23 protein-coding genes are annotated in these 18,498 nt (G+C 45.7%); 15 read left to right on the plus strand and 8 right to left on the minus strand.

The genetic code is table 11. From position 1 onward, the window contains the following. From NYR53_RS07720 to NYR53_RS07730, 3 genes are read left to right on the plus strand one after another with little or no spacing between them, the layout of a single operon-like run. The gene (locus tag NYR53_RS07720) at positions 1-735 is read left to right on the plus strand and encodes a Cof-type HAD-IIB family hydrolase (RefSeq protein ID WP_261304636.1); all 735 of its coding nucleotides are present in this window, start codon (positions 1-3) and stop codon (positions 733-735) included. A 15-nt stretch (positions 736-750) separates the two neighbouring features. Further along, positions 751-1,230 (plus strand): DUF456 domain-containing protein, encoded by a 480-nt coding sequence (locus NYR53_RS07725; RefSeq protein ID WP_261304637.1) that lies wholly within the window; start codon positions 751-753, stop codon positions 1,228-1,230. A 33-nt stretch (positions 1,231-1,263) separates the two neighbouring features. Next, positions 1,264-2,937: a putative polysaccharide biosynthesis protein gene (locus tag NYR53_RS07730; protein ID WP_261304638.1), complete on the plus strand. Its 1,674-nt coding sequence runs from the start codon at positions 1,264-1,266 to the stop codon at positions 2,935-2,937. Between the two features lie 16 nt (positions 2,938-2,953). Here NYR53_RS07730 and NYR53_RS07735 read toward each other — a convergent pair whose 3' ends face one another. The 3 genes from NYR53_RS07735 to NYR53_RS07745 form a co-directional block, all read right to left on the minus strand. After that, on the minus strand, positions 2,954-4,222 hold the full coding sequence (locus NYR53_RS07735) for a DUF2515 family protein (protein ID WP_261304639.1): 1,269 nt from the start codon (positions 4,220-4,222) through the stop codon (positions 2,954-2,956). A gap of 570 nt (positions 4,223-4,792) precedes the next feature. After that, a complete protein-coding gene (locus tag NYR53_RS07740; protein WP_261304640.1) occupies positions 4,793-4,984 on the minus strand; it encodes a type II toxin-antitoxin system antitoxin in 192 nt (63 codons plus the stop codon). A gap of 11 nt (positions 4,985-4,995) precedes the next feature. After that, positions 4,996-5,835: an SPFH domain-containing protein gene (locus NYR53_RS07745; protein WP_261304641.1), complete on the minus strand. Its 840-nt coding sequence runs from the start codon at positions 5,833-5,835 to the stop codon at positions 4,996-4,998. A 164-nt stretch (positions 5,836-5,999) separates the two neighbouring features. Between NYR53_RS07745 and NYR53_RS07750 the strand changes: the two genes are divergently transcribed. Continuing rightward, a complete protein-coding gene (locus tag NYR53_RS07750; protein WP_261304642.1) occupies positions 6,000-6,344 on the plus strand; it encodes a thioredoxin family protein in 345 nt (114 codons plus the stop codon). A 98-nt stretch (positions 6,345-6,442) separates the two neighbouring features. Here NYR53_RS07750 and NYR53_RS07755 read toward each other — a convergent pair whose 3' ends face one another. Beyond that, complete coding sequence (locus tag NYR53_RS07755) at positions 6,443-6,964, minus strand: general stress protein (protein WP_261304643.1); 522 nt, start codon at positions 6,962-6,964, stop codon at positions 6,443-6,445. 233 nt (positions 6,965-7,197) lie between these two features. Between NYR53_RS07755 and NYR53_RS07760 the strand changes: the two genes are divergently transcribed. The 5 genes from NYR53_RS07760 (at position 7,198) to NYR53_RS07780 (ending at position 12,499) form a co-directional block, all read left to right on the plus strand. Further along, positions 7,198-8,097 (plus strand): COX15/CtaA family protein, encoded by a 900-nt coding sequence (locus tag NYR53_RS07760; protein WP_261304644.1) that lies wholly within the window; start codon positions 7,198-7,200, stop codon positions 8,095-8,097. Between the two features lie 138 nt (positions 8,098-8,235). After that, complete coding sequence (locus tag NYR53_RS07765; protein WP_261304645.1) at positions 8,236-9,999, plus strand: UbiD family decarboxylase; 1,764 nt, start codon at positions 8,236-8,238, stop codon at positions 9,997-9,999. Continuing rightward, positions 9,996-10,952, plus strand: coding sequence for a DMT family transporter (locus tag NYR53_RS07770; RefSeq protein WP_261304646.1), 957 nt, complete (start codon positions 9,996-9,998; stop codon positions 10,950-10,952). The genes NYR53_RS07765 and NYR53_RS07770 overlap by 4 nt, the downstream gene beginning before the upstream one ends. A gap of 37 nt (positions 10,953-10,989) precedes the next feature. Then, the gene (locus tag NYR53_RS07775; protein WP_261304647.1) at positions 10,990-11,700 is read left to right on the plus strand and encodes a Cthe_2314 family HEPN domain-containing protein; all 711 of its coding nucleotides are present in this window, start codon (positions 10,990-10,992) and stop codon (positions 11,698-11,700) included. A gap of 7 nt (positions 11,701-11,707) precedes the next feature. Continuing rightward, positions 11,708-12,499 carry an SDR family oxidoreductase gene (locus NYR53_RS07780; protein WP_261304648.1) on the plus strand — a complete coding sequence of 264 codons (792 nt, stop codon included), beginning with the start codon at positions 11,708-11,710 and terminating at the stop codon, positions 12,497-12,499. Between the two features lie 66 nt (positions 12,500-12,565). Here the strand turns inward: NYR53_RS07780 and NYR53_RS07785 are convergent, their stop codons facing one another. Beyond that, positions 12,566-12,811: a NifU family protein gene (locus NYR53_RS07785; protein ID WP_029194781.1), complete on the minus strand. Its 246-nt coding sequence runs from the start codon at positions 12,809-12,811 to the stop codon at positions 12,566-12,568. Positions 12,812-12,906: 95 nt separating this feature from the next. Here NYR53_RS07785 and NYR53_RS07790 point away from each other — a divergent pair, with 95 nt between their 5' ends. Continuing rightward, complete coding sequence (locus NYR53_RS07790; protein ID WP_261304649.1) at positions 12,907-13,161, plus strand: YuzB family protein; 255 nt, start codon at positions 12,907-12,909, stop codon at positions 13,159-13,161. 2 nt (positions 13,162-13,163) lie between these two features. On the opposite strand, the gene NYR53_RS07795 is transcribed toward NYR53_RS07790, so the two are convergent. Together NYR53_RS07795 and mqnE are read right to left on the minus strand one after the other, a co-directional pair. Then, entirely contained in the window at positions 13,164-14,228 is a 1,065-nt protein-coding gene (locus NYR53_RS07795; RefSeq protein ID WP_261304650.1) for an NAD(P)/FAD-dependent oxidoreductase, read from the minus strand. A gap of 44 nt (positions 14,229-14,272) precedes the next feature. Then, positions 14,273-15,373: an aminofutalosine synthase MqnE gene (gene mqnE / locus NYR53_RS07800; protein ID WP_261304651.1), complete on the minus strand. Its 1,101-nt coding sequence runs from the start codon at positions 15,371-15,373 to the stop codon at positions 14,273-14,275. 374 nt (positions 15,374-15,747) lie between these two features. Between mqnE and NYR53_RS07805 the strand changes: the two genes are divergently transcribed. From NYR53_RS07805 to NYR53_RS07820, 4 genes are all read left to right on the plus strand, one after another. Continuing rightward, a complete protein-coding gene (locus NYR53_RS07805) occupies positions 15,748-15,939 on the plus strand; it encodes an aspartyl-phosphate phosphatase Spo0E family protein (protein ID WP_261304652.1) in 192 nt (63 codons plus the stop codon). Positions 15,940-16,071: 132 nt separating this feature from the next. Continuing rightward, entirely contained in the window at positions 16,072-16,443 is a 372-nt protein-coding gene (gene erpA, locus NYR53_RS07810) for an iron-sulfur cluster insertion protein ErpA (protein ID WP_029194777.1), read from the plus strand. A gap of 170 nt (positions 16,444-16,613) precedes the next feature. Then, complete coding sequence (locus tag NYR53_RS07815; RefSeq protein WP_261304653.1) at positions 16,614-16,892, plus strand: hypothetical protein; 279 nt, start codon at positions 16,614-16,616, stop codon at positions 16,890-16,892. Positions 16,893-17,044: 152 nt separating this feature from the next. After that, entirely contained in the window at positions 17,045-17,725 is a 681-nt protein-coding gene (locus NYR53_RS07820; RefSeq protein WP_261304654.1) for a glycoside hydrolase family 73 protein, read from the plus strand. A 47-nt stretch (positions 17,726-17,772) separates the two neighbouring features. Here the strand turns inward: NYR53_RS07820 and NYR53_RS07825 are convergent, their stop codons facing one another. Beyond that, entirely contained in the window at positions 17,773-17,970 is a 198-nt protein-coding gene (locus NYR53_RS07825) for a mechanosensitive ion channel protein MscL (RefSeq protein WP_261304655.1), read from the minus strand. A 303-nt stretch (positions 17,971-18,273) separates the two neighbouring features. Here NYR53_RS07825 and NYR53_RS07830 point away from each other — a divergent pair, with 303 nt between their 5' ends. Next, positions 18,274-18,429 (plus strand): sporulation histidine kinase inhibitor Sda, encoded by a 156-nt coding sequence (locus NYR53_RS07830; protein ID WP_082562636.1) that lies wholly within the window; start codon positions 18,274-18,276, stop codon positions 18,427-18,429. Positions 18,430-18,498: the final 69 nt, after the last annotated feature.

Genomic DNA, 18,498 nt, shown 5'->3' on the forward strand with positions numbered 1-18,498 from the left:
GTGGGATCTTATAAATTACTTGCCCTCGATATGGACGGCACCTTGCTGGACGATGATAAAAAAATATCAGTTGAAAACCGAGAAGCGATTCAGGAAGCGACTGAAGCGGGTAAGATCGTTATTATGTCTACTGGACGCGGAGCTGCAAGCGCTATGCCTTATATTCAGGAGCTTGGACTTACCTCACCGCTTGTCGTGGTAAATGGTGGTGAAGTATGGGAGTCTCCGTCTAAATTACTTAAGCGGACTCTGCTTCCTGCTGAGACGGTACGTAATTTGCATAGATTAGCTCAAACGTATGATTGTTGGTGGTGGGCTTATTCGGTAGAAGGTGTGTTCAATCGCGAGAGCGAAACCATGGACATTGACAGCCAAGAATGGCTAAAGTTCGGTTATTACACCGAAAATATGGAAAAATTGCAGCAAATCCGGGAAATCGTTGAGGGATGGGGAACACTCGAAATAACAAATTCCCATCCTTCTAATATTGAACTTAACCCATTAGGCATTAGTAAAGCGAGCGGCGTGGAGACGGTCTGTCAGCTTCTAGGCATTAGCATGTCCGAAGTCATTGCGATGGGAGATAGTGAGAACGACATCGCGATGATTCGTGCAGTAGGTCTTGGGGTAGCTATGGGCAATGCACAGGATGAAGTGAAGCGTATTGCGGATATTACGACTGTTACCAACAATGAACATGCCATTGCTAAAGTGATTCGCACTTATATGCTGTAGGAGGAGATGCGATCTATGATCACCTTAGGCTGGACATTAGTTATCCTTTTATTTGTAGTGGGTATGATCGGTGCGGTTTATCCGGTGCTGCCTGGTGTGTTAGCGATTTATGGCGCTTTTTTCATCTATGGTTGGTTGATCAGTTTTGAGCCGTTCGGATTCTGGTTCTGGCTTATCCAATCCTTGATTGTCATTATCATTATGGTGGCCGATTACGCAGTAGGTGCGTTAGGGGTAAAGAAGTTTGGAGGCTCTAAGGCAGCTATCATTGGTAGTACAATTGGTCTTATCATTGGGCCTTTTGTTATTCCAGCTTTCGGCTTACTCATTGGCCCCTTCTTAGGCGCAGTGATTGGTGAAGTCATCATGGGTACGTCGTGGAAAAAGGCGATAAGTGCCGGTGTCGGCTCTGTACTCGGTTTCTTTGCAAGCAGTGCGGTGAAAATTGCGCTGCAGCTGGCGATGATTATTATCTTTTTTATCTGGGTTTTTTAATGGAATGAATACAGTAAGAGAGTAGGAACGGACTTGACGAAGGAAACCAAAGATTCTCTAGTAAAAGGGACGCTCATTCTCACCGTGGCCGCGCTAATAGCGCGGTTTCTCGGCGTTTTCCAGCGAATTCCGCTGGTGCATTTGCTTCATGAGGAAGGAATGGGCAGTTATTCCATTGCTTTTAATCTATACTCGATTTTACTTGTTGTAGCAACAGCCGGTATCCCCAGTGCACTAAGCAAAATGGTGTCCGAGAAATATGCGATCGGAAGACCTGCAGAAGCGGAGCGGATTTATCGCGCGGCCATCTGGTTTGCAATCGTTGCAGGAGTTGTGATGACGGCGATTCTATATGTCTTTGCGCCGATCTATGCCGAACAGATTTCACATGGTGGACCAGATGCCACACTAGCTACCCGCGCTATTGCGCCGGCCATGTTGTTCTTCCCGCTGATTGCTATTATGAGGGGCTATTTCCAAGGTAGACAAAACATGATGCCTAACGGGATTTCACAGGTTGTGGAACAAGTATTCAGGCTCGTCACCTCAATCGGACTGGCATTTATTTTATTGAACATCAGCTTAGGTTGGGGAGTTGCGGGTGCATCTTTCGGAGGGGTCATGGGAGGGATCGCGGCACTTGCTGTTATGCTTTACTATGCCTTGAAGCTGAAGCGTAGAGATGCGCAGTCGAACATAGCGGCCGAACAGATAGCTGAGGGAAGCACCCAATTGCCACAATCACATGCGCCAATTCGTTATAGTGAAATCTATCGCAGCCTATTGAAGCTATCGATTCCGATCGTTATTTTCTCAGTGACGGTTACACTTGTATATGCAATCGACACTTCGATCATTATCCCGCTCTTAGAAGGGACCATTGGCAGAAGCGAAGCGCTTGGACTTGTTGGTATTATAGGAGGACGTGCCCAGTCCCTGGCGGGGATTCCGATTATTTTGGCCATCGCGCTAAGCCAATCCGTCGTTCCCATCATCTCAGCGGCCTATTCCCGCAAAGATTTGAAACAGGTTGGCCACCAGACAACAAGGGTGCTTCAGCTCTCGATTCTTTCTGGGTTACCAGCCGTATTGGTAATCGCCATTGCTGCCCGTCCTTTAGACTTCTTCATGTTCGGGCATGAGGATACCGCATTTGGCATGAGTCACGGTCCTCATATGATTTCACTGCTCACATTAGGTGCAATGTTTCAAATTGTGATGCAAACATCGGGTGCTGTCCTGATGGGCATGGGCCGAATGAAGCCGCTGATGATGCACGTTGCCGTTGGTATTGCGGTCAAGCTAGCTGGGAGCTTCTTGCTTGCGCAGTGGTTCGGCATCTATGGAATCATTGGCTCAACCGGTCTTTGTTTTATTGTCATGTCTTGGCTCAATTTACGCTCGCTTCGTCAAGAAGTCGACTTTAACATCCTCGGACGTCGTTTCATCGGCTTACTGCTTTCCATCGTTGTCATCCTCATCTTCGGTCTAGGGGCAGAATGGCTTACACATACGTATGTGCATCCAACTCCCTGGTATCGACTAAATGAAGGCATAAATGCTGTACTTGTTTGCGGCTTCTCGGCTGCCTTGTATCCATTGATGCTGATGGCAACACGTGTTGTAACGAAGGATGATGTGAAGAACTTCCCAGCGCCAGTGCAAAAGCTAATCGGCAAAGTAAGTCGTCTTATCAAACGTTCTTAGCCTTAGCCAAGTTGAATCACCGAATCACTTTCTTAATCGCTTGGGCAGCTACAATGCCTAACTCAATCTTGCTTAAACCAAAGTACACTTCTTTCGTTAAATCATAAGGAACCGGTATTGGAATGGAGCGCATATGTACCAGTGGCTCCTTCACATTGTTGAACCAGTCACCGGGCTCCACAGGGGCCAAGCTCCTGTCAGGCCATACGGATGTAAGCTTAGGACTATAAAACGGCTGAGTCCCTTTCTTAAGGGCGCAGCCATCCAGCCTCTCCTGATATTTCATATCGGGAGGGGTTTTTCTTATTTGGGCAAACAGGTGAGGCCAGTAATCGGAACGTGATCCTGTGTGTGGAGTTGCGGCCGCAAATCGAAGCACTCCTTGTCGTACTTCGGGTGCTCCAAAAAGTATCGCATACAAGCTTTTTCCGAATTCGATGCGCTCTGTTAAGCTAGCGAAATTCTCAAGTATGAGTCCAGCCAGATGCGGCTGAGGTGCTTGGGATTCGCTGGAAGCGTGGAAAAAGGGAAACCCGATTTGATTCAATTGCAGCCAGGCTTGTGTTTTGAACAAAGGCGTATTCAACACGTTTTGCTGAATCTGTTTATTCTTTACGATTCGTTTTTCGATGTAGTTTTGCTCATTAACAATTAGTGCAATGGTTAGCGCGGCCGATTCTTGATTTATCCAGAAGTCGTTCCAAACAGGGAACATCCAGGACGAGATGTCCAAATGCGGAAGAAGGTGAAACAAACTCATTTTTCGTTTCTTGCTTTCAAGGTAGAGCAGTAGTTGTGGATAAGCATCTTGAAAAATAAGACCGTTCGCTCGTTCCAGAAAAGCAAATAGATGCTGGGCCAATTCATTGCTTATCAAATGTGGCAGCAGCTCCCCGCGAAGATCGGTCATGCACCAACCCCCGTTGCGGGAAACCATATGGGCAAGCAGTGCCCAGTGAAGCTCCGGGTGATCCTGGTAACAAGACCAGTATGCGTTTGTTCGTGTCACATTATTTCGGTTTTCCTGCTGGGTTCGTTCCTTGATTCGATGCACAATCGCCTTTTCATCTGTGGTGAGAGGAGAACTTACGACACCGCTTTGCAGCAGAGCTACTTGATGTTTTAAGCCCTTTTCCAACCGTCCTGTGAATGCTGCAGTGACAGGGATTTCCTCCAAAGGGTCAACTATTTTAGCAGAGGAATCCAGAAGCAGTGATGCTTGCTGTTTGAACAGCTGAGCGACCGCATTCGGGAGTCCTCTCATTTTGCTTAGAAGATCCTTCATGTTCTTACCTCTTGGTTTTACTGTTCCTCCCAACACCAATCACCTCCCCAACCTTCACCGAATCCTTGACTCTAGTGTTTGCTTATTCACTTACAGGTATGTGGGAACGGGGCCAAATATGGCTAGGGCTTCCAATCATTAAGGCCAGCTAACGATTCGTCAGGTTGGAGACGACCTATACTTCACTAAATTTTCAGACTCAGGCGAATCTCGGGTACTTCGCTATGATTTAAGTGGAAATGTAGTAAAGAGTGACGCCAAGTGCAGGGCAGGGGAAGACAAGTTGTACGGCGTACAACAATTTTCTTGATTTCTTCTGAAAAAGCTAAGAATGTTGCACGGTATACAACAATTTAGCCTTTAAATGTGCGATAGAGATACTTTTGGCTGGAATTGTTGTATTTGCTGCAACAATCGTGTGGAATCTGTGGATTTACTTGCCAAAAGTTGTAGAAAATACAACCTCTAGCTTACTCCGGAGAAGCAAGAGAATTCCTAAGCCGGGAAGTCGATGCCTAGAAACTTATAAATAGAAAAACCTTGCGAGGGTTAATCGCAAGGTCATAATAATCACTCATCCGTCTTTTCCGAAGTGGCTTGTTCTGTTCCGGGTTTAATCACACGTCCGGTTCGATGAAGCGCTTCGCGCAGCAAATACTCGATATGCCCGTTAACACTGCGGAATTCATCCTCCGCCCAACGCTCCAAAGCCTCGTACAGCTTAGGATCAAGTCGGAGCGGGAAATTTTTCTTAGGAGCCATAGCTGGTCCCGTTAGTACAACGAACCGGTGTTAATGACCGGACTCGCTGAGCGGTCCGATACAATCGCAACAAGAAGATTGTTAATCATGGCCGCTTTCCTCTCTTCATCCAGGTGAAGACCTTCGGATTCCAAACGAGCGATAGCCATCTGAACCATCCCCACTGCGCCATCAACAATAATTTGGCGAGCGGATAAAATGGCAGAAGCTTGCTGGCGTTGAAGCATAGCGCTGGCAATTTCAGTCGAATAAGCAAGGTGGGTCAGGCGGGACTCGATCACCTCTACACCCGCTACAGACAGACGATGCTGCAATTCAAGGCTGAGCTCAGCGGCAACTTCATCTGCATTGCCCCTAAGTGAGTAACCATCGCTTTCAAAGCGATCATATGGATACTTGCTAGCGACATGGCGCAGCGCTGTTTCACTTTGGATTTCGACGAACTTTTCGTAGCTGTCCACATCAAAGAGGGCCTTGTAGGTATCGACTACTTTAAACACAATAACGGCCGCGATCTCGATCGGGTTTCCTTCAATATCGTTAACTTTGAGCTTCACACTGTTAAAATTGCGCACGCGCAAGGAAATTTTCCTTCTGCTTGAAAAAGGGACAATTAACCATAGGCCGCTTTTTCGGATGGTACCCAAGTAGCTGCCGAAGAAAGTGATGACAGATGCTTCGTTCGGATTAACAGCAGTGATCGTGGAGACGAATATTAGCCCCAGAATAATAAGGATAATCCCCGGAACAATTTGTTCTTGTGTAAGAAGGAAAACGCCAAGCCCACCGCCGATAATAAATAATAATAAACCGAGAAAACCGTTTAACGACCAAGCATTTGTTTCTTTCATTCTTGCAGCACCCCTTCGAAGTATATCTTTTTGATATTTATATGATATCACTTTTTACTTTTAATGTAAATCAAATTCAAGCAAAGTGCTGTCTAATTTAATCTTGACACAAATGTTAGGGCATGCTATAAGTTAATAAAATTCTAAGCAGTGAGGTGATCGTCATGATTAAAGTATCTAATGAACAAGCTTTTCAAGAACAAATCTCGCAGTCCACGTTGACTATTGCTGTATTCAAAGCAAGTTGGTGCAAAGACTGCCACTATATCGAACCCTTCATGCCGGCAGTGGAACAAGCTTATGCTGGGCGCATCACGTTCATCGAGCTAGACCGCGACGAAGTACCTGATCTTTGTGAGCAGTTGAACATCCTTGGGATACCAAGCTTTATCGCTTTCCGTGGAGGCCAAGAGCTGGTTCGTTTCGTCAGTAAACTACGCAAAACACGCGAAGAAATTGAAGAGTTCCTCGACCGTGCTATCGAAGTGTCCAATGCTCTAAAGTCTTAAGCACAAAATCGTAACGCAAAAATCTCTCTTTTGAGTAGAACGGGGTCAAGTTTGACCCCTTTTTACCAAAGAGAGATTTTTTTAACCCAAGTATATATCTAGGATCGATAGCCATACTCAGGGGTATAGGTATTAGCATTCAACGATTGGTTCTTGCGAAATGTTTCATAGGCTTTATGATCGCGGGTCGAGTCAGATTCGACGAGAACTAGAATTTTACCATCCTTGACGTAATTATCATATTCTTTGGCCTCATTCTCGGGAATACCTAAGCCGATCAGACCACCGACCAGGCCGCCTGCACCAGCGCCAACGGCTGCGCCTGTCAAAGTCGCGACAATGGGTCCGGCTGCTATGATAGGGCCTACGCCTGGAATGGCAAGTGCACCAATACCCAGCAGTAGTCCCGTAACACCACCCAATACACTGCCAGCAGCAGCACCGGTTGCTAGTCCTTCTTCCGCCTTGGTTTCTGTTTGATCCTCGATTTGATTTAAGCCTTCGTTATTCCTGCCGATAACTGAGATATCATCTGCTCTGTAGCCTTCTGCTTTGAGTTGGTTAATCACGCGAATGGCCTCTTCTTCTGAATTGAATACTCCAATAATGTGCTTACCCATAGATAAAACCTCCTGCGATCGATTTTGGTTGAACAGCACCATTTTGGTGCTCATCTTTTATTTACCCTCGTCCCAAAAGTTGAAACATTGAATGACTTATGAACTTCTGCGTGGTTTCGGAGCTTTGTAACAATTGCGAATGGATTTGCCTACTTAATAAAGCTATAATTGAAAGCGGAACAACATCATTCGACATGATTAACAGAAGTCACGACATAAAAGTAGGTGCAATCATGCAAAAATTGATTCAAAGATTAGCGAATCTTTCGGCCATTGGCATGTTTCTTATTCTTGCAATGGGTGCCTTAGTTACGAAGGCAGATGCAGGTAGAGGCTGCGGAGATGAGTGGCCCCTGTGTCATGGGAAATTCGTCCCGGCACATACGATCTCATCGCTTATTGAGTACAGCCATCGATTGGTCGTCGGCATTGTGACGTTACTCCTGGTCGCTACATTCATCCTTGTATTTCGTTATGTGAAACGTAGAGATGCCAAATTTTTCATCTCTGGTACAGTATTGATGACGCTAATTCAAGCAGCAATGGGAGCTATGGCTGTCGTTTGGCCGCAATCTTCACTCGTGTTGGCACTGCATTTTGGATTATCCTTATTGGCCTTTGCTTTTTCTTTGCTATTAGCCATTGTTTTTACGCCATGGGGGCAATTTCAGCGTGACACGGCCATTCGCAGCAGCTTTAAAGCCCTTGTATGGATAACGACGATTTACAGCTATGTGGTTGTTTATCTGGGTGCTTTTGTTCGGCACACCGTTTCATCAGGCGGATGTTCGGGCTGGCCTTTATGCAATGGAGAAGTAGTCCCTGAACTCAGCGGGGCAACGGGTATTGTTTTTACCCACCGTGTAGCGGCTTTATTACTTTTTATATGTATTTTGTTTCTTTACTTACAGGCCAAGCGTTATTATCAAGGCTCAGACAAGCTGAGGTTTGGCAGCAAATGGGCGCTAATTTTAGTGTCTCTTCAAGTGTTTAGCGGAGCCGTTGTGACCTGGTCTATGGGGAATGAAGTGGCTTATTTATTTACCGGCATGATTCACGCGGTTATTGTGTCTTGCATGTTTGGATTCTTATGTTATCTATGCGTACTTACGCTATATGACCGCAAAGCTTAATACCTGACGGACGAGCTCCTTGGAAGCACGGCAGGGCTACCTTTGCGGTAGAGGAGGCCTTCTAACGCGGAAGGCTATTTCCTTTTTTACTTACATAGTCATCTACAATCTCACAATTAAAGGTGGAACAAACATTACATGGTACCAACTAATCTACGAGCTTTTCTAGACATTTTGCGCCGCGAAAATCAACTGATTGAAATCTGCGCTCCAATAGACCCGAATCTAGAACTCGCTGAGATTCATCGCAGAGTCATCGACGAGCAAGGCCCTGCCTTGCTGTTCACGAATGTCAAAGGAAGTTCATTCCCAGTCGTCTCAAATCTGTTCGGGACTACACGACGGGTTGATCTTGCCTTCGGCCCCAAGCCAGAGCAATTCATGAAAGCGGTTATTAACGCTACAAGTACGTTAATGCCTCCAACGCCGCAAGCACTCTGGGGAGAACGCGCCCTCATTATGGATCTGCTGAAGGTTGGAACGAAGAGAGTACAGCCTAACCAAGCGCCGATTCTCGGCGGCTTGAAGCAGGATAACCCGCTCGCCGGACTGCCTGTCCTGACGAGCTGGCAAGAAGACGGCGGCCCGTTCGTCACGCTGCCGCTTGTCTACACCGAGCACCCTGACGGCGGCCATCATAACCTTGGCATGTATCGCATGCAGGTTTATGATGACTTCACGACCGGGATGCACTGGCAAATACATAAAGGCGGCGGCTTCCATTACCACGAAGCCGAGAAACGCAACAAACCGCTGCCCGTCACCGTGTTCCTGGGCGGCCCGCCTGCGCTCATCGCCTCGGCGATTGCGCCGGTGCCCGAGCACCTGCCCGAGCTGATGCTCGCTTCGCTCATCCTCGGCCAGAAGCTCCCCATGGTGGAGAACCCCCATGGGGGGCACCGCCTCGTGGCCGAGGCGGAGTTCGCGATATGCGGCTCCGTTCCGCCGCATGTGAGACGCCCCGAAGGGCCGTTCGGCGACCACTTCGGGTATTACTCACTCATCCATGATTTCCCGGTGTTCAACGTGAATCATGTATGGCACCGCAAAGACGCGATCTATCCGGCGACGATCGTCGGTAAACCGCGCCAAGAGGATTACTTCCTTGGCGAGTTCCTGCAAAGACTGCTTGAGCCCGCGTTTCCGATGGCGATGCCGGGGGTGAAAGACCTCTGGACGTATGCAGAGACCGGGTTCCACCCGCTCGCAGCTGCCGTCGTCCGCGAGAGCTACAGCCGTGAGGCGCTCGGCACGGCATTCCGTATCCTAGGTGAGGGTCAACTCTCACTCACCAAGTTCTTGATCGTCACAGACAAGCCGACGGTCCTAGCCAACTTCACCGAGCTGCTTGAAACGGTGCTCGTGCGTTTTGATCCAGGCCGTGACCTATTCATCTTCAACAAAACATCGCATGATACGCTTGATTATACAGGTGGCCAGCTGAATCACGGCAGTAAAGCAGTTCTTCTCGGTACAGGCGACCCTGTACGCGAGCTGCCAAGAGCCTACACCGCTGGTGAGCTGCCTGAGATCCATGACATTGCCGTTTACTGTGGCGGATGTCTGCTTGTCTCAGGCGCGTCATACGCGGCGGAGCCGGAGCTGCCACAGCGTCTGCTGGCGAATGCAGCCAGCCGCTTAACGGAGTGGCCGCTTGTCATCTTAGTAGATGACGCCAGCGGCATCGCGCACGACCAAACCAAGTTCTTATGGACCGTGTTCACTCGTTTCAATCCGGCTAGTGACATGTACGCGCAGTCCAGCGTGAATCGTCATCACATCGCTTACGAAGTTCCGATTGTGATTGATGCTCGTATGAAACCGGGATACCCCGATGAGCTGTTCCCGCGGGAAGATATCGTGGAACTCGTGGACCGCCGTTGGAAGGAATATTTCGCATGAGTGCGGATCGACTTCGTTCCTTTTATCCACATGCAGGGTTTGTTCTGGTGTATATCCTTTGGGGCATTAATTTAGCCTCTCTAAAAATTGGGGGACGAGAATGGGATTCTCTCGTTTTTAACGGGTTGCGATTCGCGAGTATGATTCCGATGCTGTGGGTCTATACTTACTTTTATTATCGATCGCGTTCGCTGAAGATACAGATGGCTGGTAGAGATCTTCTCCTTATATGCGGATTAGGCATTCTCAATGCTATTGGCATGGAAGCCCTTCTGCAGTATGCCTTGCAGTTTTCTAACTCCGCGAATGGTGCTGTTTTGGGGCGCGGCTTCATGCCCGTCATAACCGTTCTTTTTGCTTTATTTGCCGGTCAAATGAGGCTCACTTGGCGCATTCTAATAGGAATTCCATTAGCTTTAGGCAGTGTAATCGTCATTGTCTCAGGCGGCGTTGATGGCTGCCATCTAGGAGGAGAAACGTTCCGAGGGGATATTTTATTACTGATGCGCAGTGTGATGGGGGCCATTTATCTTATCGGTATGAATCGACTTGTATTGCGCTATCCACTGCCGCTGCTGATTTCGTTCGAAATGACTGCGGGAGCTCTTTCGCTGCTGCCCTTCGTACTCTGGCGTGCTGACGCCGCCTATTTTGCGGCCATCTCTTCGACAGGTTGGATCAGCTTAATTTATACATCTCTATTAGCTACTGCCTTAGGATTTTCTATACACAACTGGAGTTTAGCGAAGCTAGGTCCGTTCAGATCCTCTGCTTATGGGTACTTACTTCCTGTCACAGCAGCTATTGCAGGCTACATCTTTTTACATGAGTCTATTTCCCTGTATCAATGTTTGGGTGGTGTTGGGGTTTTGGCAGCTATGTACTTAGTACAGCGGGATCGTTCACAGAAGGTGAAACAGACCCTGCTAAGCGAACAAACAGCAAAGCTATAACCGAACAAATTTGCGAGGATGAAAAAGGGGTGTGCCCGTGCTGCGAGTATTGTTCAATGAACCGAAACGAATCGATAGCGGACTTCTTCTAGACGCCGGCAACGCGGTGAGAACGTATATTGAGCTGTTGGAATTTGAGGAGCATAGCCACCTAGCCGCAGAGTATCCTAAGTACCATAGACGGGCGATCTGGAGCAAGGGGTTTATCGATGCACTGGATGAGCTGGAACAGAGCAAATATTGCTGTGAGCGTTACGCTGAGCATATCAGTAAGGCGTTCGTGGAGGAAATGAATCCGCAAGAGATCGAAGAATATCATCGCTTTGTTTATTTTTATAAAAATGCCTTCATTCGATTGTTTTCAATCTTGGACAAATTGGGAACGTTTATGAATGATCTATTTGAGCTGAAAACAGAGACGCTTAAGTCTCGTTTCTCTTACTTTACCGTACTGCGCCGCATGCATGAAAAACATATTCACGGATCACTGGAGCTCCAGCTTTATAATCTCAAAATGGACTATAAATCAGCATTAGATCGACTGCGAAATCAACGAAATATGGAGATTCATTATATTAATGCTGAAATGCTGGATGATCTCATGCAAAAAGAACCTTTGCCCGGAGACCGAATTCACGTTGAAAATGTTAAATCAAATGTTGCCGATCTGCAGCAGGGATTTGATATGGTGTGCCGAACCTTAACAATAGCTTTCTCTTATATTACGGCAAGTATTGCAAAGGGGTAAGAGGACCATGGAATTAAAAGGCCGAACGGTTCTGATTACAGGCAGCGCCAAAGGCTTGGGCAAAATGACCGCGATCACCTTAGCACAGCGGGGCTGCCAGGTAGCTGTTAATTATGTACATAGTGAAAAGGAGGCCGCTGAGCTCGTTCTTCGATTGGAAGATCTAGGTGTTCGCAGCGTGGCGGTCCAAGGCGATGTTGCCAACCGCGAAGATATTATTCGTATGGTGGATCAAACGACATCAAAGCTCGGCCCGATTGATATTCTCGTGAATAATGCCGGCCCTTTTTTCCGAGAGCGGCGCTTCTTCGCTGATTATAACGTCGATGAGATTGAGTATCTGATGCGCGGCAATTTGCTCGGTGTCATGGAGCTTGATCATCTGGTACTGCCTATGATGCGGGAGAGACGCTGGGGACGAATCATCCATTTTGGATTCGGCAAGGCGGCTGAAGCTAGGGGCTGGACCCATCGCGCTGTATACGCGGCAGCTAAGGTAGGCTTGGTTTCCTTCACGAAGACATTAGCCGAAGAAGAAGCGAGTCATGGGATCACTGTCAATATGGTATGCCCAGGCGACATTCGAGGTAGGAACAAAGAACGGACAATGGATGAAGCGCGTCTGGAAGTTGATGGGGAAACACCGGTGGGCAGACCGGGGACAGGTGAAGATGTGGCTAGAGTCATTGATTTCCTTTGTTTACAGGCATCTGATTTCATTACTGGAAATATTATGGATATTTCCGGGGGCTTGGATCCGATCCAGCCATTACCGGTGCTTAACCAACGTAAAAACTAGTCCTTCTTACATATTGCAAAAAGAGCTTACCATAGAGGTAAGCTCTTTCTTATGATATAGTCGTAATTAGAATACCTGTACGACTTCAGTTATGCCTTCAACCTCTTCAACCAATGCGCGTTCTATACCAGCTTTCAACGTGATTGTTGAGCTTGGGCAGCTGCCGCAGGCACCCATAAGTTTCAGTTTCACAACACCGTCTTCTACATCAACGAGATCTACGTCACCGCCATCGCGTTGTAGAAAAGGACGGAGTTTATCTAAAACCTCAAGGACTTCATCATAAATTACTTCTTTTGTTTTTTCAGTCATTTGATTCATCTCCTTTCTTCTATTATTATATTACAATAATGTTTAAATGAAAATGGTTGTGGGCTTGAATATCAACATAAGGTGGAATTTATATAATGAGACCAATCATTGAGTTTTGTGCCAGTAATATGCACCATGGAACGGATAAAGTCATGAAAGCTTTGGAACAAAACCCTGACTTTGACGTCATGGAATACGGCTGCCTAGGCAATTGCGGGCAGTGTTATATGGAAACTTATGCGCTTGTGAATGGCGAAATCATTGCAGCTGAAAGCGCAGATGCTCTCCACGAGCGCATTTTAGACCGAATCAAAGAAATTGAAGCGATGTACGAACTTCTTGGAGACTGATCTTACCCGAAGTGGCGTTTCGATTTCCACAGTACTCCGCTTTTGAGAATACGAGCGATTTTACCCGTCATTAGCGTACGTTTACCCATGATCCCGAAGCCGGCCTTTTTACCGAGTGAACCCAGCGTACCTCTGAGTTTAATTTTACCAAGACGAGGCGTATCGCCTTTCCAAATCGCCAGCATGGCTTCGGCAATCTGCTTGCCTTGAGCTTGTGCTGCTTGCGCACTTGGAGAGAACGGTAGGGAAGCGCAATCCCCTACGACGAACACTTCTTGGTAATCTGGAATTTGATGATACTCGTTAAGGAGGATACGGCCTTGGCGGTCTTTGGGCACATTCAAAGCCTCTACGATTGGATTGGGCTGAATACCTGCTGTCCAGATTGTAGCATCGGTTTTAATAATTTCATCCCCATTGTACAAATCTCCACCATCTAGTCGGACTAACGATACTTGAGGACGAAGTTCAATATGATGTTCGGTCATCCATTCGCGGACGTACTGCTGCAAATTGCTTGGGAAAGCCGAAAGTAAGCTTGGACCACGATCAATTAATCGAATGTTCAAATCAGCACGGCTTTCACGGAGCTCAGCAGCCATTTCAACACCGCTTAGACCTCCTCCAATAATGGAGACTTGTCCATATGGTGCAATGTCATTAATGCGCTGGTAGGTAGCACGTGTTTGGCAAAGAGTCTGAATGCTGGAAGAGTACTCTTTAGCACCGACAATTCCGTGATAACTGTCCACACAACCCAGACCAATAACTAACCAGTCGTAGGATAGCGGTTCTTGATCTTCAAAAAGAATTTGCTTGTTGTTCAAATCGACACTAGATACCTCACCGAACGTTAGAAGCAACCGTGGGTCGTTCGGGTAGGCAACGCGAATATGAGTTTCAGCAATCGTACCTGAAGCTAGTGCATAATATTCTGTTTTTAACCCTTGAAAAGGGCTTCGGTCAATAAGTACTAGCAGTGTATCTTCTGGTAAATCCTTCTCCAGCATGTTTAAGGCTATGGTCAAACCGCCATAACCTCCTCCAAGAATCACGAACTTTTTCATTCCATCCAATATCCCTTCTGAACAATATCTCTTCTCTAGTATGACTAATATACTCTGATTTCATTATAAAAGGTGTCGCGTTCAACAGGAACGCGTCCTGCGCCTTTAATGAGATAAACGAGTTCATCACGTGTAAGACCTTCCGGTGATAATGCTCCAGCAGCATGAGAAATCTTCTCTTTCACAATCGTACCATGTGCGTCTGAAGCACCGAAAGCGAAGGATAGCTGAGTCAATTTCGTACCAATGTTGATGAAATAAGCCTTAATATGTGGGAAATTATCCAGCATCAAACGACTAATCGCAATGGTTTTCAGTTCATCCCAAGCTGGTACCCGTTGCTTGAGGCCTGCGTTTTTGCTTGCTGGTTGAATGGAATTAGGAATGAATACTAAGAAGCCGCCTGTTTCATCTTGAAGCTCACGCAGCAGCATCATATGACGAATACGTTCTTCTTTCGTTTCAATGGAGCCGTACAGCATCGTTGCGTGAGTTTTCATACCGAGCAAATGAGCGTTACGGTGTACGTCGATCCATTCCTCAGAGGACGCTTTTTCTACTTTCATTTTAGTCCGGTAGCGCTCAGTCAGAATTTCGGCTCCTCCTCCAGGAAGAGTGGACAAACCTGCATCCATTAGCGTTTTCAGGACATCGCGGAAGCTGAGACCACTGATACGCGAGAAAAATTCTATTTCAGCTGCTGTATGAGCTTTAATCGTAACGTCAGGGTAGGCTTGCTTCAGCTGGCGGATACAATCCACATAATATTCAAAAGGCAAATGCGGGTTATGCCCTTGGCTAATATGAAATTCTTTAATTTCTGGATTAAAATGTTCAGCTACATAATCTAACATTTGACTAGGTGTCAGTGTGTATGAGCCTTCTTCACCTTCGTCGCGGCGGAAATGACAAAAAGCACAATGTTCCTCGCACACATTCGTAAAGTACAAACTCATATTTTGGACAAAATAAACCTTGTTTCCGTTCAAGCGCGTATTCACTTTGTTAGCTAATTGACCAATGGTTAGCAAATCGTCCGATTCATACAAAAATAGCCCATCTTCCATAGATAGACGCCTGCCGTTCTCAACTTTTTCAGTAATTTCGGCCATCCGTTTAACCGGGTCTGTCGTCACAACACTCATTATTATTCCTCCTCTGAATAGTAAATAAAGTCCATACTGAATCGACGCATTCACCTAGTTAAGGACCAAATGCGTTAGGCGGTGTGAGACGCTCGCGTACCTGTTCATCCAGTTCGGTTCAGGAATTCACACCAGTTCAAAGTCTCCTCGCTCAGGGAACCTTTGAGCTTTGTTTCTTCTATATACGTGCAATCCATCCATCCCATTATAAACCTACGTGTTGGGAGGGGCAATATCATTTAGATGGAGATAAATTGACAATATACAAATAGGACATAATTTTTCCTATTATATTAGGAAATGTTATTCCCAATATTAACAAATTCCTGTATACTATTGCAATGTGATTACGTAGGGCTAAAGGTGATTATATCGTGATACCAGTATTCGTGACCGAACCACAGGAACGATTAAATATAAAAATAGAACAGCTTCGAGGCCAAATGGTTTCCTTAGGTACGACATACGGCTTCCTTCATCCTGAAGTGCAGCAATGCAGTCGAGAGCTCGATCAATTGCTGCTGCAATATTACGCTATAGGACATAACCTTAAAGTTTATGGATGAAATGGCTCTGAATGACTGCGCAGCTGCCCTTGAGCAATGCGCCAGATAGGAGTATACTTGATAGTAAGCATTACGAAAACTTAGTATAATGCCAGTTTTCCATAAGGAGAACTTTAGGGAGGGATTTCCGTTATGATTAACATTAGTGAATCAGCGTCAGATAAGATTAAAGAGCTTCTATCTTCTGAAGAATCACCGAACCTGTTCTTGCGTCTAGGTGTCAAAGCCGGAGGCTGCAGCGGTTTCTCTTACGGCATGGGCTTCGATGATGAGCAGAAGGATGACGATAAAGTTTTCACCATTCATGGCCTCAAGGTCGTTGTGGACGAAGACAGTTCCAAATATTTATACGGTGTTGAAATTGACTACACAGACGCAGGCATGGGCGGCGGGTTCTCCATTAACAATCCGAATGCTGTAGCTTCCTGTGGATGCGGCTCTTCCTTCAAAGTGAAGGACGAAGAGGGCTTAGTTGAGAAATGCGACGATAAAGTAGAAGCTTAATAACGATAAGATTTAATCCTTCTGAGCATGTGTATTTTTTAATACACTTGTCTTGGGAGGTTTTTTTGTTTTCATCTTTGTATTTTCATCTTAGTAAAGACAAACCATGGAGTGTTACAATATACATAAATAGGAATTCCTTCAGTTGGTGAGAGGAGTTGAATCCTTAAGTGAATTGGAATTTTAATGTTTCAATCATCTCTACAATTGTTGTCATCTTCGTTTTAGTGTTGTTTTACCGAAATAGGGAAGAGGACGAAGGATATCTAGGGTGGAAATTAGTCGGATATTACATTTTAGGTACATTCAATTTAAAAGTTGGTATTTTAATTCCTATTGGATTTATTATTTGGCTGCTGTTGTTTTACCCGAAGACGAACCGAATAATAAAGAGATATTCAGCTATTTTTGGATTACTTATGATGTTGATTGGCCATTGGATTTATTAGCTCCCCGAGTGCAGGAAAGTTGCACTTGCGGAGCCTTTTTTACATTAATTATATAAAATATAAAACTAGCGGAACCCCTTTAAGCATGGAGAGAATAGAATAGATTGTAAGGTTTGGTTTAGTTACTAGTGATAGAAGAAGGAGGTGTGTCCATGGCAACTAAACAGGAATTTATTGAGATCATTGCACCTATTGCAGTGAAGCTTCGCCTAGAGAACTCACCGATCTATCCTTCAGTAAGAATCGCGCAAGCTATGCAGGAGACAGGGGGCAATTTGAATGCGTGGAACAATCTAGTCGGTTATAAGGTTGGTAATGGGCTTCTGACGCCTTATTGGCAGGGGGATCGCGTTTCAACAACGACATGGGAAGTTATTGGAGGTATACGCTATGATAACGTACCGGGAGATTTTCGCGCATATCCGACGATTGAGGCAGGGTTTCGTGATCAGGATTTACTTTTTGGATTCCCTCGTTATGCTAGTGTCAGGACGGCTGGAAGTCCTAGTGAGCAAGCGAAAGCATTGCAAAGCAGTGGATATGCAACGGATCCCTCTTATGCGAGTAAGTTGGATACGATTATTCAAACCTATGGTTTAACTCACTTTGATGAGGAGGTCGTTCGTATGTTAGAGAAATTGCAGGAACAAATCGTAGACTTACAAAATAGAGTTAGTTCCTTAGAGGAGCAAGCGGCGCTGGATGTTGTACCACAATGGGCGAAAGCCGCTGTAGACGCTGCGGTCAAAGCAGCATTAATCGATACTCCGGAGAAAGGGAGTTATGATTTCTATCGATTATTAACGGTGCTGCATCGCAAAGGGATCATCTAATGGCATGGAAGAAAAAAGGCCGCTAGTGTATAACGGGTTATTTCTCCCTAATACACCATGCGGCCTTTAATTTTAACATTATCACCATACTTGGCTTTCATGAGCTTACTTTGCTCTAGCATAAATGCGTAAATTTCTTTCAAACGGTTCTTGCGAGGTTTAATCGTTTCTTTAATTTCACCATTTAGTACAATATCGTAGACGATCATGTCTTTCGCTCCTTTGTTTTGTCTTTCTACTATCATTGTAGGCTATGAATATTAATTGACGATTAAAATTTCTTTTCAATTGTGTGAACAAGTTTAAAGTTTTGTTAAGTGAGCGTAAAGTATTTCTAAGATTTCGATCAATTTTTTTTATCGGCAGACGGAAGGATTAGCGTGTGCATAACTTTATGCACAATATCCCCTATCCATACAGCGCGTTTATGGGACATATTAACAATCTACCCACAGGATATGCACATGTATCTGTGGATAACGGAACGCTTGTTCTAATTTTGCCCCCATGATAATATAATTACAAATTATAGAATAAAGGTGATTTCAGTGAGACAAATTAGTGACGAAACATTGATCGACTCTTATTACAAAGCATTGGATTTGAGATTGGAATCAGATTTTGTTGACCTGTTGCTCGCAGAAATACAGAGACGTAATTTAAAACTGCACGTCTACATCAAGGATGAAACCCCGCTAAACTAGAGCGTTTCTTCATGAAGTTATTTGGATGGTAAAATTCTGGTGGCAGTTGGCGCAGTTTACCAGATGAAG

Origin of the sequence: Paenibacillus andongensis (assembly GCF_025369935.1) — a bacterium.
Lineage (GTDB): Bacteria > Bacillota > Bacilli > Paenibacillales > NBRC-103111 > Paenibacillus_E > Paenibacillus_E andongensis.

What these genes read in the sequence shown, in the direction of transcription:
- NYR53_RS07820 (WP_261304654.1), top strand. Translation starts at nt 17,045, where the DNA reads ATGGCAACTAAACAGGAATTTATTGAGATCATTGCACCTATTGCAGTG.
- NYR53_RS07735 (WP_261304639.1), bottom strand. Translation starts at nt 4,222, where the DNA reads ATGAAGGATCTTCTAAGCAAAATGAGAGGACTCCCGAATGCGGTCGCT.
- NYR53_RS07755 (WP_261304643.1), bottom strand. Translation starts at nt 6,964, where the DNA reads ATGGGTAAGCACATTATTGGAGTATTCAATTCAGAAGAAGAGGCCATT.
- NYR53_RS07795 (WP_261304650.1), bottom strand. Translation starts at nt 14,228, where the DNA reads ATGAAAAAGTTCGTGATTCTTGGAGGAGGTTATGGCGGTTTGACCATA.
- NYR53_RS07770 (WP_261304646.1), top strand. Translation starts at nt 9,996, where the DNA reads ATGAGTGCGGATCGACTTCGTTCCTTTTATCCACATGCAGGGTTTGTT.
- erpA (WP_029194777.1), top strand. Translation starts at nt 16,072, where the DNA reads ATGATTAACATTAGTGAATCAGCGTCAGATAAGATTAAAGAGCTTCTA.
- NYR53_RS07725 (WP_261304637.1), top strand. Translation starts at nt 751, where the DNA reads ATGATCACCTTAGGCTGGACATTAGTTATCCTTTTATTTGTAGTGGGT.
- NYR53_RS07785 (WP_029194781.1), bottom strand. Translation starts at nt 12,811, where the DNA reads ATGACTGAAAAAACAAAAGAAGTAATTTATGATGAAGTCCTTGAGGTT.
- NYR53_RS07745 (WP_261304641.1), bottom strand. Translation starts at nt 5,835, where the DNA reads ATGAAAGAAACAAATGCTTGGTCGTTAAACGGTTTTCTCGGTTTATTA.
- mqnE (WP_261304651.1), bottom strand. Translation starts at nt 15,373, where the DNA reads ATGAGTGTTGTGACGACAGACCCGGTTAAACGGATGGCCGAAATTACT.
- NYR53_RS07780 (WP_261304648.1), top strand. Translation starts at nt 11,708, where the DNA reads ATGGAATTAAAAGGCCGAACGGTTCTGATTACAGGCAGCGCCAAAGGC.
- NYR53_RS07825 (WP_261304655.1), bottom strand. Translation starts at nt 17,970, where the DNA reads ATGATAGTAGAAAGACAAAACAAAGGAGCGAAAGACATGATCGTCTAC.
- NYR53_RS07760 (WP_261304644.1), top strand. Translation starts at nt 7,198, where the DNA reads ATGCAAAAATTGATTCAAAGATTAGCGAATCTTTCGGCCATTGGCATG.
- NYR53_RS07740 (WP_261304640.1), bottom strand. Translation starts at nt 4,984, where the DNA reads ATGGCTCCTAAGAAAAATTTCCCGCTCCGACTTGATCCTAAGCTGTAC.
- NYR53_RS07750 (WP_261304642.1), top strand. Translation starts at nt 6,000, where the DNA reads ATGATTAAAGTATCTAATGAACAAGCTTTTCAAGAACAAATCTCGCAG.
- NYR53_RS07790 (WP_261304649.1), top strand. Translation starts at nt 12,907, where the DNA reads ATGAGACCAATCATTGAGTTTTGTGCCAGTAATATGCACCATGGAACG.
- NYR53_RS07765 (WP_261304645.1), top strand. Translation starts at nt 8,236, where the DNA reads ATGGTACCAACTAATCTACGAGCTTTTCTAGACATTTTGCGCCGCGAA.